Source organism: Isoptericola sp. BMS4 (assembly GCF_011634835.1).
GTDB lineage: Bacteria > Actinomycetota > Actinomycetes > Actinomycetales > Cellulomonadaceae > Isoptericola.
In genome coordinates, this window is sequence record NZ_SIRP01000001.1 from 427,935 (window position 1) to 445,150 (window position 17,216).

General features: G+C 73.4%; 12 protein-coding genes. 4 read left to right on the top strand and 8 right to left on the bottom strand.

What is annotated here, in order from left to right; genetic code table 11:
• Nucleotides 1-32 precede the first annotated feature (32 nt).
• Nucleotides 33-1,904 (top strand): glycoside hydrolase family 2 protein, encoded by a 1,872-nt coding sequence (locus EYB28_RS01935; protein WP_166844391.1) that lies wholly within the window; start codon nt 33-35, stop codon nt 1,902-1,904.
• A gap of 124 nt (nt 1,905-2,028) precedes the next feature.
• The gene (locus EYB28_RS01940) at nt 2,029-2,469 is read left to right on the top strand and encodes a MauE/DoxX family redox-associated membrane protein (protein WP_166844393.1); all 441 of its coding nucleotides are present in this window, start codon (nt 2,029-2,031) and stop codon (nt 2,467-2,469) included.
• A gap of 22 nt (nt 2,470-2,491) precedes the next feature.
• On the opposite strand, the gene EYB28_RS01945 is transcribed toward EYB28_RS01940, so the two are convergent.
• From EYB28_RS01945 to EYB28_RS01975, 7 genes are all read right to left on the bottom strand, one after another.
• The gene (locus tag EYB28_RS01945; RefSeq protein WP_166844394.1) at nt 2,492-3,466 is read right to left on the bottom strand and encodes a D-2-hydroxyacid dehydrogenase; all 975 of its coding nucleotides are present in this window, start codon (nt 3,464-3,466) and stop codon (nt 2,492-2,494) included.
• On the bottom strand, nt 3,463-4,368 hold the full coding sequence (locus tag EYB28_RS01950) for a carbohydrate ABC transporter permease (RefSeq protein ID WP_166844396.1): 906 nt from the start codon (nt 4,366-4,368) through the stop codon (nt 3,463-3,465). The genes EYB28_RS01945 and EYB28_RS01950 overlap by 4 nt, the downstream gene beginning before the upstream one ends.
• Complete coding sequence (locus EYB28_RS01955; RefSeq protein WP_166844398.1) at nt 4,361-5,314, bottom strand: carbohydrate ABC transporter permease; 954 nt, start codon at nt 5,312-5,314, stop codon at nt 4,361-4,363. Before EYB28_RS01955 ends, EYB28_RS01950 begins: the two co-directional genes overlap by 8 nt.
• Nucleotides 5,315-5,324: 10 nt before the next feature.
• Nucleotides 5,325-6,617 (bottom strand): ABC transporter substrate-binding protein, encoded by a 1,293-nt coding sequence (locus EYB28_RS01960; protein ID WP_166844400.1) that lies wholly within the window; start codon nt 6,615-6,617, stop codon nt 5,325-5,327.
• 88 nt (nt 6,618-6,705) lie between these two features.
• The gene (locus tag EYB28_RS01965; RefSeq protein ID WP_166844402.1) at nt 6,706-8,700 is read right to left on the bottom strand and encodes an alpha-amylase family protein; all 1,995 of its coding nucleotides are present in this window, start codon (nt 8,698-8,700) and stop codon (nt 6,706-6,708) included.
• The gene (locus EYB28_RS01970) at nt 8,697-9,563 is read right to left on the bottom strand and encodes an NAD(P)-dependent oxidoreductase (protein WP_166844404.1); all 867 of its coding nucleotides are present in this window, start codon (nt 9,561-9,563) and stop codon (nt 8,697-8,699) included. Before EYB28_RS01970 ends, EYB28_RS01965 begins: the two co-directional genes overlap by 4 nt.
• Nucleotides 9,564-9,630: 67 nt before the next feature.
• Nucleotides 9,631-11,733, bottom strand: a complete 2,103-nt coding sequence (locus EYB28_RS01975; RefSeq protein WP_166844406.1) for an alpha-amylase family protein — start codon at nt 11,731-11,733, stop codon at nt 9,631-9,633.
• A 69-nt stretch (nt 11,734-11,802) separates the two neighbouring features.
• Here EYB28_RS01975 and EYB28_RS01980 point away from each other — a divergent pair, with 69 nt between their 5' ends.
• Complete coding sequence (locus EYB28_RS01980; RefSeq protein WP_166844407.1) at nt 11,803-12,621, top strand: hydroxypyruvate isomerase family protein; 819 nt, start codon at nt 11,803-11,805, stop codon at nt 12,619-12,621.
• Between the two features lie 96 nt (nt 12,622-12,717).
• Nucleotides 12,718-13,404, top strand: coding sequence for a GntR family transcriptional regulator (locus EYB28_RS01985; RefSeq protein WP_205710815.1), 687 nt, complete (start codon nt 12,718-12,720; stop codon nt 13,402-13,404).
• Between the two features lie 52 nt (nt 13,405-13,456).
• Here EYB28_RS01985 and EYB28_RS01990 read toward each other — a convergent pair whose 3' ends face one another.
• Complete coding sequence (locus EYB28_RS01990) at nt 13,457-17,110, bottom strand: discoidin domain-containing protein (RefSeq protein WP_166844411.1); 3,654 nt, start codon at nt 17,108-17,110, stop codon at nt 13,457-13,459.
• Nucleotides 17,111-17,216 lie beyond the last annotated feature (106 nt).

Sequence of the window (17,216 nt, forward strand, 5' to 3'; positions counted from 1 at the left end):
CAGCACTGTCGTCCACGCAACGGAGCACCACGATGACCCTTCTCGACCGCCTCGACCCGCCCTCCGCCCCGACGGTCGGCGACGTCCCGCGCCCCGAGTACCCGCGTCCGCAGACGGTGCGCGACCGGTGGCTCAACCTCAACGGCCCGTGGGGGTTCGAGATCGACCAGGGCGACTCGGGCCTGGAGCGCGGGCTGCGCGACCGGCCGCTCGAGGGGACGATCACCGTCCCGTTCGCCCCCGAGTCGGAGCTGTCCGGTGTCGGGAACACCGACTTCCTCGAGGCCGTCTGGTACCGCCGCGAGGTGACGATCCCCGCCGGCTGGGCGGACGTCGACGGCGACGGCACGCACGTGCTGCTCCACTTCGGCGCGGTGGACCACGACGCCACCGTCTGGGTGGACGGTACCGAGGTGGTGCGCCATCGCGGGGGCTTCACGCCGTTCGTCGCCGACCTGCACGGGGTCGCCGCTCCGGGCGACACCGTGACCGTCGTCGTCCGGGCCCGCGACCACCGCGGCATCCCGCAGGCGCGCGGCAAGCAGTCCGGCCTGTACGCCAACAGGGACTGCCACTACACGCGGACCACCGGCATCTGGCAGACGGTGTGGATGGAGCCGGTGCCGGCCGCGAGCCTGCGCCGCCCCCGGATCACGCCGGACCTCGCCGCGGAGGCGCTCGACGTGCGCGTGCCCCTCACGCAGAACCGGCGCGGGCACCGCGTCGTCGTCACGGTGCGCGACGGCGACGGTGTCGTCGCGACCCGTTCCGCCCGTGCCGACCTCGACCTGGCGCCGTCGGTGCGCGTCGAGCTCCCCGCCGACCGCGTGCGGCCGTGGTCCCCGCGCGACCCGCACCTGTACGGCGTCGAGGTCGAGCTGCAGGACGCGACGGGCGCCGTCGTCGACGCCGTCCGCTGCTACGCCGGCCTGCGGTCCGTGGCGATCGAGGGCACGGCGGTCCGGATCAACGGGGAGCCCGTCTTCCAGCGGCTCGTGCTCGACCAGGGCTACTGGCCGGAGTCCCTGATGACCGCGCCGTCCGACGCGGCGCTCGCCCGAGACGTCGAGCTCGGCCTGCGGGCGGGCTTCAACGGGGCGCGCCTGCACCAGAAGGTGTTCGAGGAGCGCTACCTGTTCCACGCCGACCGGCTGGGCTACCTCGTCTGGGGGGAGTTCGGCGACTGGGGCGCGGGGGGCTTCGGCACGTCGAAGGACCACCAGCGGCCTACGACGTCGTTCGTGGGGGAGTGGCTCGAGGCGCTGGAGCGGGACGTCTCCCACCCGTCGATCGTCGGATGGTGCCCTCTCAACGAGACCCACCAGCTGCTGCACGACCGGATCACGCAGCTCGACGACGTCACGCGCGCGATGTTCCTCGCGACCAAGCTCGCGGACCCGTCGCGCCCCGTGCTCGACGCGAGCGGGTACTCCCACCGCGTGCTCGAGACCGACGTGTGGGACTCCCACCACTACGAGCAGGACCCGCGGTCGTTCGCCCGGGACATGGCCGGGCTGGCGACCGGGGAGCCCTGGGCCAACGACTACCCGGAGGGCCCGATCTCCCTGCCGTACCGCGGGCAGCCGTACTTCTGCAGCGAGTACGGCGGCATCTGGTGGAACCCGGAGGAGGCGGCCGCCGCGGCGGGCGACGACCGCGCCGAGTCGTGGGGGTACGGCCAGCGTGTCGCCGACGAGGAGGAGTTCCACGCCCGGTTCGCCGGCCTGACCGACGCCCTGCTCGACGATCCGCTGATGTTCGGCTACTGCTACACGCAGCTCACCGACGTGTTCCAGGAGCAGAACGGGATCTACCGCTTCGACCGCTCCGAGAAGCTCGACGTCGACCGCGTCCGGGCCGTGCAGGAACGGCCCGCCGCGTTCGAGAAGCGCGACGACGCCTGACCGAGGCATCACCGCGGCAGTCCGGGATCGGTCGGCAGTCTGAACTGCCGACCCGATCCCGGACTGCCGCCCTGACCGGTCGGCCGAGGATGTGCTGACGCGGCCGCGGGGCGAGGATCGCCTCATGGACTTCCAGCAGCTGACGCGCCCCGCCCCGACATCGACGCCCCGCACCCTGGCCAGGATCGCGCTGGGGGCGGCGCTGGCCGGAGCGGGGATCACGCACCTCACCGTGGCGCGGGAGGAGTTCCAGGCCCAGGTGCCGGCGTGGTTCCCCGTGGACGAGGACGTCACCGTGCTCGCGTCCGGGGCGGCGGAGATCGCCCTGGGCGGTGCGCTCGTCGTCCTGCCGCGGTGGAAGGTCGCCGCCGGGCTGCTCGTGGCGGCGTTCTTCGTGGTGATCTTCCCGGGGAACGTCGCCCAGTGGCTCGAGGGCAAGGACGGGTTCGGCCTCGACACGGACGGGAAGCGGCTGGGCCGGCTCTTCTTCCAGCCGGTGCTGGTGGCGTGGGCGCTGTGGTCGAGCGGGGCGTGGCCGGCGCTGCGCCGCGCCGTGCGTGGATGAGACGGTGGCCCGGGGGCGTGCGTCAATAGCCGCGCTCGGGGTCGACGACGTTGCGCAGCGGCCGCCCCGACACCCAGCGGGCGACGTTGTCGAGCGCGATCCCGCGCCCGCGCTCGGCCGTCTCACGGGTGGTCGCGCCGTTGTGGGGAGTGACGACGACGTTCGGCAGGTCCCAGAGCGGGCTCTCCCGCGACAGCGGCTCGGTCGCGTGGGCGTCGAGACCGGCGCCCCCGAGCCGCCCCGCGCGGACGGCGTCGGCCAGTGCGTCGTCGTCCACGATCCCGCCGCGCGAGACGACGACCACGAATGCTCCGGGCCGCAGCAGCGCGAGCTCGTCCGCGCCGATCAGCCCGCGGGTGGCGGGCGTGAGCGGTGCGGTGACGACGACGTGGTCGCTGGTCGTGAGCAGCTCCCGCAGGCCGTCGGCCCCGTACAGCAGGCGGACGTCGCCGTCGCTCGGGCCGGACGGCGTGTGCCGCAGCGCCTGGACCCGCATGTGGCACGCCTGGGCCTTGCGCGCGAGGTCGCGCCCGCTGTTGCCGTAGCCGACGACGCCGAGCGTGGCCCCCGCCAGCTCCCCGTGGGTGAACCGGTCCCACTCGTGGCGTCGCTGGGCGGCGGTCCAGCGCGGAGCGTCCCGGCTGAGCATCAACATGAGCATCAGTGCGTGCTCCGCGAGGGGGACGGCCCCGTTCCCGGCGGCGGACGTGAGCGTGACGCCGTCGGGCAGCGTGCCCGCCGCGAGCCAGCCGTCGACCCCCGCCGCGCCGCTGTGCACCCAGCGCAGCCCGGGCAGGAACGACAGGTCGTCCCGTGGCGAGGCGCCGAGGACGACGCCCACGTCCGCGAGCGGGACGCCGCCGCGGGCGCAGGCGCAGGGCGTCGGCTCGGTCACCTCGTGCACCGGGTGGCCTGGCGCCGCCGACCGCACGGCCCCGGCGTCGAGGCCGGAGCCGGGGGCGACCAGGATCGCGGCCCCCGCCGCCGGGCCGCTCACTTGAGCCCCGTGGTGGAGATGCCGCGGATGAGGTGCTTCTGGGCGAACGCGAAGAAGCACAGGATCGGCACGAGTGACAGCACGGACATGGCCATGAGGGTCCCGGTGCCCTGCGCCGACTGGGAGTCGACCAGGGCGTTGAGGGCGACCGGCACGGTGTAGACCGGCGCCTCCGTGAGGTAGATGAGCTGGCCGAAGAAGTCGTTCCACGTCCAGATGAACGTGAAGATCGTCGTCGTCACGAGTGCGGGGCGCATGAGCGGCAGGATCACGTGCCAGAAGACGCGGAACGGGCCGGCGCCGTCCAGCCAGGCGGCCTGGTCCAGCTCGCGCGGGATCCCGCGGATGAACTGGATCATGAGGAACACGAAGAAGGCGTCCGTGGCGAGGAACTTCGGCAGCACCAGCGGCACGAAGGTGTTCACCATGTCGAGCTCCGAGAACACGATGTACTGCGGGATCAGGGTGGCGTGCATCGGCAGCATCACCGACACCAGCACGATCCCGAAGTAGAGCTTGCGCGCCCGGAAGTTCATGCGGGCGAGCGCGTACGCCGTCAGGGAGCACGACACGAGGTTCCCCACGATGCAGCTCACGGCAAGCACGAGCGAGTTGCCGAAGAACACGACGAACGGGTAGCCGGCGACGCGCCACCCCGCGCGGAAGTTGTCGAGGGTGAGCTCGGTCGGGATGAGCCCCGGGTCGGTGAGGACCAGGTGCGAGGGCTTGAACGCGCTGACCGCCATCCAGATCAGCGGGTACAGCATGAGGAGCCCGAACAGGATGAGCCCGGTGTGCCGGACGATCTCGCCCCGCCGCCGCGCCCGCGTCGCCGAGGCGCTCTCGACGTGGGGCCCGGCCGGCGACGGGGTGGTGGTCGGGGGTGCGGCGAGGTCAGTCATCGGAGTCTCCGTAGAACACCCAGTACCTGGACAGGAGGAAGTGGCCCGCGGTGATCACCGCGATCACGCCGAGCAGGACCCAGGCGAGCGCGGACGCGTACCCCATGTCGAAGTTCACGAAGGCCTGCTGGTAGATGTACAGCGTGTAGAAGAGGGTCGAGTCGACCGGCCCTCCCGTGCCTCCGCTCACGACGTGGGCCTGCGTGAACGCCTGGAACGACCCGATCGTCTGCAGGATGAGGTTGAAGAAGATGATCGGGGTCAGCAGGGGCACCGTGATGCTCGCGAACTGGCGCACCACCGACGCGCCGTCCACGCGGGCGGCCTCGTAGAGCTCCTCCGGGAGCTGGCGGAGGCCGGCGAGGAAGATGACCATCGGCGAGCCGAACGTCCAGACGTTGAGCACGATGAGCGTGCTGAGCGCCGTCGACGGGTTCTGGAGCCAGTTCGTGCCCTCGATGCCGAAGAAGCCGAGCGCCTGGTTCACCAGGCCGTCGTGCCCGAAGATCTGCCGCCACAGCACGGCGACCGCGACGCTGGTGCCCAGCAGCGAGGGCAGGTAGTAGGCGCTGCGGTAGACGGGCAGGCCGCGCAGCCCCTTGTCGAGGACGAGGGCGAGCCCGAGCGCGAACGCGAGCTGGAGCGGCACCGACACCAGCACGTAGACGAGGGTGACGCGCGCCGAGGCCCAGAACCGGGAGTCGTCGAGCATCCGCTCGTAGTTCTCCGCCCCGACGAACGTCGGCGCGCTGAGGATGTTGTAGTCGGTGAAGGACAGGTAGAGCGACGCCAGCATCGGGATCAACGTGATGGCGACGAGCCCCACCAGCCAGGGGGCCATGAAGAGGTGGGCCACGCCGTCCTGCCGGCCGAGAGCCCGGCGCCGCGCCCGGCGTGGCACGGGAGTCTCGGCCGGCGTGGCCGGTCGGATCGGGGTGAGCGTCATGGTGCCTCGCTCAGTCCGCGGCCCGGCTGATGCCGCGCTCGATCTCCGCGATCATGGACTCCGCCGCCGCCGCGACGCCGGCCTGGCCGACCGTGACCTCCTCGAGCACGCGCGTGAACGTGGTGCGCCAGGCGCTGGTGCCGGGCGGCGCCTCGTACCGGGGGAGCCGGTCGGCCTCGCGGGCCTGCGTGGTGATCCGCAGCATCTCCTGCTCGTCCGGCGTCGCGAACTGCGCGTACTCCTCGGCCACGCGCGGGTTCGGCGGCACGCCCATGGTCAGGCCCACGACCTTCTGCATCTCGACGTCGGAGGTGCAGTAGCCGACCACCTCGCCGGCCAGCTCGGCGCGCTCCTCGGCGGCCTGCTGGTAGACGGCCATGCGGGGGAAGTACAGGAAGGGGTGTCCCTCGGTGGCGTCGGCGGCGGCCGGCGGCTGGTGGAGGCGGAAGTCCGTCTCCGGGTACATCGCCGAGTCGTCGACGATGTGGTTGGAGTTGCCGAACCACAGCAGGCAGCGGTCGCCGACGTCCTCCCAGCTGGGGGACACGCCGTCCTGCTCGCTGATGGACGTGGTGGCGCCCGAGGTGCGCAGCTTCTCCCACCACTCGATCCAGGCGCCGAGGCCGTCGGCGCTGAAGCCGATCTGCCCGTCCTCGGTCCACAGCTGCTCGCCGTGCTGGCGCAGCCATGCCTCGAAGGAGAGGTCGTGGTCGGCGCCGTAGGACAGGGCCTTGCGCTCGCCGCCGGCGTTCTTCGAGTAGTCGGCGGCGAAGTCGGCCAGCCAGTCCCAGTCCCAGTCGTCGGGGATCTCGACCCCGTCCTGCTCGGCCATGGTCCGGTTGGACCGGACCACCGGGACGAAGATGCCGAACGGCATCGTGTTGAGGGTTCCCGCCAGCTCGAAGTCGCGCAGGTCGGCCTCCGAGTAGTCCGACAGGTCCAGCGACGAGATCTCGCTGAGCGGCAGGTACAGGTCGTTGGCCTCGTAGGTCATGACGTGCGGCGACGGGACCCAGAAGATGTCGGCGACGTTGCCCGCCGCCATCTGGGTCGTCATCCGCTCCTGGTAGGCGTCGTAGTCGGCGAACTCGACGTTGAGGGTGATGTCGAGAGCGGACTTCATCTGCCCGAAGGCCTGCTCGTAGTTCTGCTGGCGCACCGTGTTGCCCCAGAAGGCGTAGCGCAGGGTCCGTTCCCCGCTGCCGCCGCTTCCCCCGGCGACGCCCGAACAGCTCGCCAGGATCCCGGTGCCGGCGGCCGCCCCCACGGCGACCAAGAAGTTCCGTCGGCTCAGCTCACGCATGGTGACTCTCCCGTCATTGGAAGGTGGTCGGGTGAAGCTCGGTTGCTCCACCCTGAGTCAGGCAAGATTGCCTGTCAAGATTGCACGTCTAGTTGTTATGCCATCGAATCTCGAGGGCCTCGAAGAGCCCCACGGCCGGGGTGCGGACGACGACGTCCGCCCCGTCGAGGGCCCAGGACAGCTCGCTCCCGGCGACCCGCGCCCGGACGGCGACGGGCTCGCCGCGGGCGGGCACGCGCAGCGTCCCGGCCCCGATCTCGAGCGGCGCGGTGAAGCGCTGCGGGGCGTCACCGGAACGGTTGAGCAGGTGGACCACCGTGCTCCGGCCGGTGCTCCCGGGGACGACCTGGAGCTGGGCGGGCAGGTCGGTGTCCACCCGCAGCCCCGGCCCGGCCAGGGCCAGGAGCCGCGCGACGAAGGCGTCGCGGGCGCGGCTCAGCCCGAGCTCGCGGTACACCAGCCCCGGACGCCAGGGCACCAGGGCCAGGCGCCCGCCCCCCACGGCCCCCGACACCCAGCCGGGGTGCGGGGTCGCCGCGTGCCCGTAGCACTTCTCCGGCGGCCCGTAGAGGGCACGCCCCACGGCGTGCCAGCCGGTCTCGGCCTCCGGCCCGGGGGCGAGCACCCGGAAGGGCCCGACGACCGGCAGCAGGTCGCCGCCGTCGGGGCCGGTGGGCAGGTGCAGCGAGCGCACCGACTCCTCCGTGGCGTACACGGCCGTCTCCCGGGCCACGGCCTCCGCGCCGTGGACCTGCGGTGCGCCGTCGGACCAGCCCGAGTCGCCGGTGGCCACGACCGTGCCTCCGGCGGCGAGCACCGCCTCCACGGCCGCGAGCTCCCCGGGGGCGAGGACGCCGACGTCCGGGAGCACGATGAGCGCGTAGCGGTCGGGGGCCAGACCGGCGAGGCGGTCCTGACGGACGACGTCGAAGGGCACGTGCGACTCGAGCAGGCCGAGGTACAGGCCCTGGAACTCCGCGGTGCGGCGCGCACCCTGTGCCGCGCCGTCGCCCGAGCCCCGGACCAGCGCGACGCGGGCCGTCGAGACGAGGCCGGCGTAGAGGTCGGCGTTGTCGCGGTGGAAGCGGGTGACCTCCCCGCCGACGCGCAGCGCCTCGAACGGGCTGTCGGCCGGCGTCCCCATCACGTAGGTGGACGGCTGTGCGCCGTGGGCGACCGCCTGCAGCAGGTGCTGCGCGAAGTGGTGGGGGTCCTCGCCGGCCCAGCGGTAGGGCATGTCGACGAAGCCGACCGCGTTGACGAAGACGGGCCGCCCGTCGTCGCCCGAGCGCGCGGCGCTGACCGCCTCAGCCGTCCTGTGGTGCCACAGCGGCCGCCCGACCGCGTTGTTGGCCTCGTGGAACGTGACGTCCGCACGGTCGCCCAGGACGAGGGCGACGTCGGGCGCCAGGTCCCGGATGTGCGCGCGCAGCCGGGCGTGCAGGTCGTCGAGGACTCCCGCCGCGAACGACTGCCACGCCGCGTAGCCGGGGGAGTCGGGGCCGGTCGGGTGCGCGACGCCGCCGGAGTGCTCCCGGAAGGCGGCCAGGCAGGCCGCGCAGCGGCACACGCCCCAGTACCGGCGGCTGTAGTCGCGCTCGTTGAACGACATCCAGTTGAGGAAGAAGCCCGCCAGGTCGTAGCGGTCGAGGACCTCGGTGAGGACGTCGAACGCCTCGCGCTGGTAGTACGCCCCGCTGGGACACGTGCTGCGGTAGCCGTTGTACACCTGCGGCGCGCCGTCCGGGGAGACGAAGCACCACTCGGGGTGCTCCTCCGCGCGGCGGGCGTCGATCTTGGAGAAGTCCATGCGGCCCAGCACCCGGATCCCCCGCGACCGGGCGGCGGCGACGGCGTCGCCGACGAGGTCCCCCGACGCGCGGGCGGCCAGCGCCGGGTTGACCGTCTGGGAGGCCAGGGAGCTCGGGTGGTTGGCGACGATGCCGCCGACGCTGAGGAGCCAGGTGTCGGCCCCGTAGGCCTCGATGTCGTCGAGGACCGCGTCGACGTCGAGGTCGGCGTCGACCTCGCGCAGGTTCGTCTGGAAGGTCCGGAACGGCGCCTCCCACCAGCGGCCGCTCATGCGTCGGTCTCGCCGACCAGGCGGAAGAGGGCGGAGTGGTCCAGCTCCTGCCACCCGCGCGCGAGGGCGTCGTCCATCTGGGCGGCGACGACGCGGGTCCCGGGCACGGCGGCGCCGTGGTGCTCGGCCGCCTCGAGGGCGAGGCCGAGGTCCTTGCGGTGCAGGCGCAGGCGGAACCCCGGGTCGAAGGCGCGCTCGATCATCCGCCGGCCGTGCAGGTCGAGGATCCGCGAGGAGGCGAACCCCCCGGAGAGCGCCGTGCGGACCGTGCCGGCGTCGATGCCCGCCGCCTCCGCGAGCGCCAGCCCCTCGGCCACGGCCTGGATGGTCCCGGCGACGATCACCTGGTTGGCGACCTTGGCGGCCTGGCCGGCCCCGACGGGGCCGATGTGGGTGATCGTCGAGCCGAGCACCTCCAGCAGGGGCGTCGCCCGGGCGACCGGGCCGTCGTCGCCGCCCACGAAGACGGTCAGCGTGCCGTCGCGGGCGCCGACGTCGCCCCCGGAGACGGGTGCGTCGACGTACTCGCCGCCCGCCTCGCGGACCGCGGCGGCGAGGTCCACCGTCACGACGGGGGAGATCGAGCTCATGTCGACGACGAGCGTCCCTGGTCGCAGGCCCGCCAGGACGCCGTCGTCGCCGCGCAGGACCGTCTCGACGTCCGGGGTGTCGGGCAGCATGAGCACGACGATCTCCGCCTTCTCGGCGACCTCGCGCGGCGACGCCGCGGCCGTGGCCCCCTCGTCGAGCAGGTGGCGGGAGCGTTCCTTGACGCGGTGCACGGTCAGCTCGTGCCCGGCGCGGACGAGGTTGAGAGCCATGGGTGCGCCCATGACGCCCAGGCCGATGAATCCGATGCGCACGTGTCCTCCTGGGGTCGGGCCCGTCGTCGGACGGGCGGTTTCCGGGATGCTCGGCGGGTGCCGGGGGTCAGCGGGAGGTCGGGGACCGCCACTCGAGGTGCACGACCTCGATCCGGTCGATCCGGTCGAGGTGCACGCGGGCGGTGCCGCCGGTGACGGTCACGGGTGCGGTGCGGCCGTCGACGAGCAGTCGCGCGCGCACGTCCTCGGCGCCCTCGGGCAGCCGGACCAGCACCTCCTGGTCGGCGAGCGGGAGGAGCTCGTGCTGCTGCCCCCGCATCGCCATGGGGTTGGTGAGGTTCACGACGGCCACGGCGAGCTCGTCGTCCCCATCGAGGAGGGCGATGTCGACGAGCCCCGCGCCGTCCACCCGGACCCGCTCCGGCTCGTCGCCGAGCGCCCAGCGCACCGCGTTGGCCAGGAGCCGTCCGTGGTCGGACTGGAGAGACTCCCAGTAGACCTCCCCGGCGTCGAAGGCGAGGTGCACGGTGCGCCCGCCGGAGGGGTGCTCGCGCGCCACGACGGCCGGTGTGGCATCGCCGGGCCGGGGGTAGACCTCCTCCATCGGCAGGTCCGGGTAGTCGGGCACGAAGCGGAAGACCACCTCGGCGCCCGGTGCCGCCTCGACGTCGAGCACCCGGGTGCCGGCGACGATCCGTCGCGTGCCGTCGTAGCCCGCGGCGACGGGGTGGTCGGCCTCGATCGTCATGTACTTGTTCTTCACGGGCCCGCGGACGCCCTGCACGAGCCGGACGCCGAGCAGGTCGCCGAGGGCGATCGTGGTCCCGTCCCGGGTCAGGCCCGAGTCGAACGCCGCGACGACGCTGCCGCCGCCCGCGACGTACTCCTCGATCACGCGCACGTGGTCGGCGGACAGCTCGGGGCACGCGGGCAGCACCAGGACCCGTACCTCGGCGAGCCGGTCGGCCGTGAGAGCGTCGTCGGCGATGTACTCGAACGGGATGCGCGCCTCCAGCAGCGCCTGGTAGACGCCGTCCTCGTGGCCGCGGTGCCCGCCGGAGTTCGCCCGGCTGTCGAGCAGCAGGACCTCGGCGGTGTGCCGGAGGCGGCCGAGCACGGGCTCGCACCTCTCGTGGAGCCGGAACGCCTCGACGACCGGCGCGACCCAGCGAGTGTCGAAGCACTCCGCCTTGAACTTGGTGAACCACGGGCGCGCCCCCTGGGCGAAGCCGTCGATCACGAGGCTCGCGGTCTCGTGCGGGTCGGCGACGGAGTCCTTCCAGCGTTTCTCGTGGTCCTCGGGGCCGACGGAGGTGATGAGCGCTACCGGCCGCTCCGGGTGCAGGCCGCGGGCGCGCTTGGCGATCCTGCCCGGTTCCCAGGCCGCCTCGGTGCCCGACCGTCCCTGCTTGTCGACGAAGAACATCGGGTAGCGGTCGCCCACCAGCTCGGGCACGAGGTCGCGCGTGAGGTTGGCTCCGCGGTTGGGGATGAAGCGCACGTGGGGCCGCACCGCGCGCACGGCGTCGTCCCACAGCACCACGAGCTCGCTCAGCCGGCGGCTCTGCCATGCGGTCCAGGCGGGCCAGGCCGGGTCGTCCGGGTCGTCCTCGCGCGGGAGCCGGTGGCCGGAGTCGGCGAGGAACCGCCGGGCCGTCTCTTCGGTGTAGGAGACGCCCCGGTGTCCCTCCCAGCGGTTGGCGAAGACGGCGTCGACGTCGTACTCGCGCACGATCTCGAGGGCGACCTCGGTCGTGAACTCGCGGTGGTAGGTGCTGAACGGATCGGTCCACCACAGCCCGGGCATGGAGGCATGGGGGATCGGGTCCCCGTGCGCGTCCCGGGCGAGCCACTCGGGGTGGGCGTCGGCGGCGTCCTGGTGGACGGCGTGGGGGTCGACCCGCGCCATGACGTGCATGCCGAGCCGCCTCGCCCCGTCGACCAGCGCCCCGAAAGGGTCGGTGTCGCCCAGGTGCGCGCTGCGGTGGTGGTACGGGATCCGGGTCGGGTAGAAGGCCATGTACCCGCCTGCGCTGAGGCACAGCGCGTTGGACCGGGAGCGGCGCATGACGTCGATCCAGAAGTCGACGTCCAGCACCGCAGGGTCGTCGTCGGTGAACGTCAGCTGGGTCCACCGGGTGGCCGTCCTGTACCAGTGCGGCGTGCGCAGCCCGTCGTGGGCCGCCGGCCGAGCATCCGTGAAGGTCACGGGCAACTCCCATCCTCATTGATTGTCAGACATGATGACATGTATCGCATCTGATGCCAAGATGGTGGCATGCGATGGAGCGACTACGAGGTCAGCGCGAACGTCTCCCTGCTGTTCACCGAGGTGCCCTACGAGCACCGGTTCCGGGCGGCGGCCGACGCGGGGTTCACCACCGTCGAGAGCTGGTGGCCGTTCGCCGAGCCGCATCCTGGCGACGACCGGCTGGACGAGCTGGCCGGCCTCGTCGACGACGCCGGCGTCCGGCTGACCGGGCTGAACTTCTTCGCGGGGGACATGCCCGCGGGGGAGCGAGGGGTCGCCTGCCGGCCGGAGCGCGCCGGCGAGCTCGACGCGAACGCGGAGGCCCTCCTTCGTGTCGCCCGGGCGACCGGTTGCCGGGGCTTCAACCTGCTCTTCGGTCAGCTCGACGCGGGTGTGGACGGCACCGTCCAGCGCGCGGCCGCCGTCGGGGCCTACCGCCGCGCAGCGGATGCTGTCGCGGACGTCGACGGCACGGTGCTGGTCGAGCCCCTCGCGGTCGGCCTGAACGGGTCCTACCCGCTGACCACCCACCATGACGCGCTGCGGCTCGCCGCCGAGGTCGGTAGCGAGCGCCTCGCCCTCCTGCTGGACACCTTTCACCTCGCCTCGAACGGCGTCGACGTGGCGGCCGTGCCGGACGAGGCCGCCGGGAGGGTCGGGCATGTGCAGCTCGCCGACGCGCCCGGCCGCGGGGAGCCGGGCTCAGGCGCCGTCGGCTGGGAGGCGTTCGCCGGTGCGCTGCGGGGCGCGGGCTACGCCGGGACGGTCGCCGCGGAGTACAAGCCGACCTGCGACACCACGAGCTCCCTGGCCTGGGGCGCACCGGACGGCCGGGTGCCGTCCTGACTGTCATGATGTCTGTCGGGGTGGCCCGACAGACGACTTCTCAGGCGTCGCGGCAGGGCCGCCCCCGAGACAGCGGTGGGAAGCGAAGGAGAAGACGTGCCCACGAGTGCGAGCCAGTACAAGCTCGGTCCGGCGTCGTTGACGGAGGCGCTGTTCGAGTCCCTGCGGGCGAGGATCATCAACGGTGACATCTCCCCGGGGGAGAAGGTGACCGAGCAGCGGGTCGCCGACGAGTACGGCGTCGCCCGGCCGACCGCGAAGTCCTGCCTCGAGCGCCTGACCAGTCTGGGCCTGCTGCGTCGGGTGGCCCACAAGTCCGCCGTCGTCCCGCGGCTGAGCGCGGCCGAGATCCAGGACCTCTACTTCAGCCGGGCGACGTTCGAGTCGGCCGCGGCCGTCCACCTCGCCGGGCGCCGCCTGCTTCCGGACGAGATGACCCGGGCGCAGGACGCGATGGATCGTGCCGCGCGGAGCGAGGACTTCGCCGAGCAGGTTCAGGCCGACATCGCGTTTCACTGGAGCCTCGTCCAGGGTCTGCGGAGCGAGCGGCTGTCTCGGATGTACGAGATGATCTCGGGCGAGATCCACCTGACGATGGGCCAGTACTCCGCCCACCGCCGGACGACGCCCACGCACGTCGTCGCGGAGCACGCCGCGATCATGGACGCGATCCGTGAGGGCGACCAGGAGGCGGCGCGGACCACCCTGACCGACCATCTCGTGCGCGCCCGGGACCGCGTCCTCGCCGAGGTGGGCGGCGAGCCCGGCGAGGCATCGGCGTAGTCACGCCGGTGCGGCCCCGTCCTCGCGGAGGGCGAGGACGGGGCACCTGAGGTCAGTCCGCCGACGCGCCGGGCGGGAGCACCCGCAACGTCGAGAGGCCGGGGTCGCCGTCGCGCCACTCCGTGGTCAGCGCGACGTACCGGGCCGTGCGCCCGACGTCAAGGCTGCCGGTCCGGGCCCCGGCCCCGATCGTGCCGACGTCGGTGAACGTCAGCCCGTCGTCGCTCACCGCGACCACGGCCCAGGGGGCGCCCCCGCGCGCCCACGACGTCACGACCTGCCCGATCTCGCGGGGGCTGCCCAGGTCGGTGACCATGCGCCCGCCGGGCCCGGGCGTCCACGCGGTCGACGGATCGCCGTCCACCGCGGCCGACGGCGAGGTCATGCCGTCGGGCAGCACCGACGCCGGGAACGTGAGCGTGGCGAGCGCGTGGTCGGCCACGGGGAACGGCGTCGCGGCGCCGAACCGCAGCGGCGTGCCCGCGGGGGAGGCACCGACGGTGCGCGTCGTGCCGGTCTCGGCGTGGTGCACGACGACCGGTCCGTGGCCCGTCACCGCGAAGGTCCGGGCGTCGTCGACGGCGACCTCCACGCCCGCTGGAGCCGTCCCGCCCCGCCGGGCCACGGTGGCACGGGGCGCGAGCACGACGGCGTCGCCGGCGGGGACGGTCACGTCGAGCGACGTGGTGTCCTCGCCGATCCGCTGCGTCCCGGCGAAGACGGGCACGGCGCCGCCGTCGTGCGGGACGGTGACGGTCGTCGACACGTCGGCGGCGGTGAGGTTGAACGCGACGAGGTAGCCGTCGAGGAGGCTGACGAGCACACCGGGGTCGTCTGACTCCGGCGCAGGCCGCGCGGCCTGCGCGGACGTGGCGTCCGCGCCGCCCGGGAGCATCTCGACCAGCCGGGGGCCGTCCGTGCCGTCCGCGAGCCGCACGACGTGCCGCTCGTCGCTCGCGCGCGACACCGTCAGCGGGGCGTCCGTGCCGCGGACGACGAAACCGGCCTCGCCCTCGACGTTCAGCCACCCGCCGTCGGAGGTCAGCACCTCGTCGCCGGTGTACCGGAACGACGCGGCGTCGTGCCAGGTCTCGCCGTCGAGCGACGTCTGCACGCGGTACTCCTGGCCGGCCGCCGCCTCCCAGCCGAGCTGGACCTGCGCCACGTCGACCGGCGAGCCCAGGTCGACCTGGATCCACGAGTCGGCGCGGGTGCGGTCCGCCCGCGAGACGGCCCAGCGCGTGTTCCCGTCGCCGTCGGTGACGGCGCTCGCCGGCTTCCCGCCGTCGGCGCTCGACGCCGTGGCCGGGTGCCCCGCGGCGACGTCGATCCCGTCGGGGGAGAACGCGCGCAGGTGATAGAGCGAGTAGCCGTACTCGGGATTCCCGCGCACGCCCTGCATCCGGACGTAGCGGGTGGTGACCGGCGCCGGGTCGTCCGCGCCCGGCGGCACCAGGTCCACCGTGTCGAGGCGGTGCACGTTCACGTCCTCCGGCGCTCTGCCGTAGGCGGTCGCGGTGCGCCACGTCTCGCCGTCGGTCGACGTCTGGACGAGGTACCGCTCGCCGGCGGCCGCCTCCCATGCGAGGCGCACCCCGCCCACGGTGGTCTGCTCGCCGAGGTCGACCTGGACCCAGGAGTCGGTTCGCGTCCGCTCGTCGACGGCGACCGCCCACCGGGACGCCGCGTCGTCGTCCGTCACGGTCGCCGCGGTCCGGCCGTTCGCCGTGTCCTCGCTCGACGCCGCGGCCGGGCGGCCGGCGGCGAGGTCGGCGGCCGACTCGTCGTCGGACCCGTACGCGTGGAAGGAGTACAGCGAGTACCCGTACCGGGGGTGCCCCTGCTGGCCGAGCACGCGGACGTACCGGGCGGTGACCGGGCCGAAGGTGAGGTCGTCGACCCGGGCGGCGTTCGCGTCGGAGGTGTCGGCCGGCCACGTGGTGGGCAGGGCCTCGGTCGTCTCGCCCTCCGCCGTCGTGTACGTGCGGGAGCCGTCCAGCCCGGCGTACCCGTCCATGTCGAGGTTGCGCACCGACAGGCTCGCGTCGTCGGGCCCGGCCCCGGTCGAGGCGTAGACGGCGGACCCGGTCGGGAGGGTGGCCTGCCCGGCGTACCCGTCGCCGACCCGGAACACGGACGACGTGCCCTCGAAGCCGTCGCGCGGCGTCGTGTACGTCGTCACGTGACGGTCGTCCACCGTCGCGCCCGGGTTCGGGTACAGGAACGGCGTCGACCCCGACACGTGGAACAGCCACGAGTCGTGGCCCGGCACCCACGGGAACTTCACGAAGCCGCGGCGGCTGCCGGCTGCGGCCCACGCTTCCGCCGACTGCTGGACGGTCAGCCCCGGCCCGGCGCCGAAGTCGCGCACCCCGGCGAGGCGGGCGAAGAGCTCGTCGGCGGCCGTCGGCTCGACCGGCCCGTCCGGCGACTCGGCGGCCTCGACGTGCAGGAGGTAGGAGATGGCGATCTCCGCGCGGGCCTCCGGCTCGTACTTCGGCTCGCCGGAGAACTTGGTGAGGCGGTCGACCGGCGGGTACGCCTGGTAGTCCGCGAGCGCCGCGGCGAGCGACGCCTCGGCGCGGGCGGCGTCCGGGTCGCGGAGGACCTGCCCGAGGAAGGCCATCGGGAGCACGTCGCGTCCGTACAGGAACTCGCGGTCGGCGACCATCGGCATGAACGGCTCGCCCTGGGCCGACATGACGAGCTCGATGGACTCCCACAGCTCCGCGGAGTTCGGCTGGCGGGTGAGGATCTCCGGCAGCGGCTCGTCGCGCAGCAGGAAGTGGATCGCGTTGCGCCCGCCGGAGCGCCAGATGTCCGACTGGTAGTGCGGCCCGAACGAGCCGTGGTTCTCCACGAGGTACGTGTCGTGGACGGTCTGCATCGTGTTGGACGACACCGGCTTCCCCGCCACGACGGCGGGGTTGTTGCGGTCGGCGGTCGGCTGTCCGGCGGCGTTGCGGCCCCAGTCGCCGAGCTGGTCCGCCCATCGCGCCGCGTCGGCGTCGTCCGGCGCCCAGGCGAGGCCCGGCGCGAGGGCCTGCGTGTAGACGCCGGCCTCCTCCTGCGCGGTGTCGCCCTCGAACTTGCCGGTCGGCCACTCGGCGGTCCAGTGCCCCGACAGCGGGTCGTCCCCGAAGTCGAGGTCGGCGGTGTACCGGGACTGCGCCGTGGCGATCGTCGTGAGGTGGGTCCGGGTCGTCGCGTCGAGCTCGTCCCAGAGCAGCTGCCCGGCCGCGAGGAAGTACGACTGGAACGTGGAGTCCCAGAAGAGCCGCTTCCCCCAGGTGCCGTCGGGGTCGACGAGGCGGTTGGTGGCCGCATAGTGCTCGATCGTCGCGAGCGTGTGCGCGCGGAGCTCCGCCTCGGGGACGCCGGCGACGTCCGCGTCGTACTCGCCGTGCGTGAGCAGGACGGCGTTGCCCAGGACGACGGCGAAGTTGAAGTCCTTGGCCTGGTACACGCCGGCGGAGTCGTCCCAGACGGTCTCGGCCCAGCGCGTGTGGCGCAGCAGCGCCTCGTAGTAGTCCGCGGCGATCGGGTCGGGCGCGCCGTGCTCGGCGGCCGCCGGGGCGCTGTGCGCGGTGGTCCCGGGCACGGGCGCTCCGTGCGCGGCCGCGGCCGGGACGAGAAGCGCGACGGCGGTGGTCGCGGCGGCGAGGGCCGTCGCGCCGCGGCGTCGGCGGGAGGTGGTGCGTCTCATGATGTCCTCTCGACGGTGAGGGGGTCTGACAGCGCTGTCGGACCGGTATGAACGGCCTTGCGGATCGATCGGCGCGGCAGTTCCCGTTCTGGTCGGCAGCTCGAGC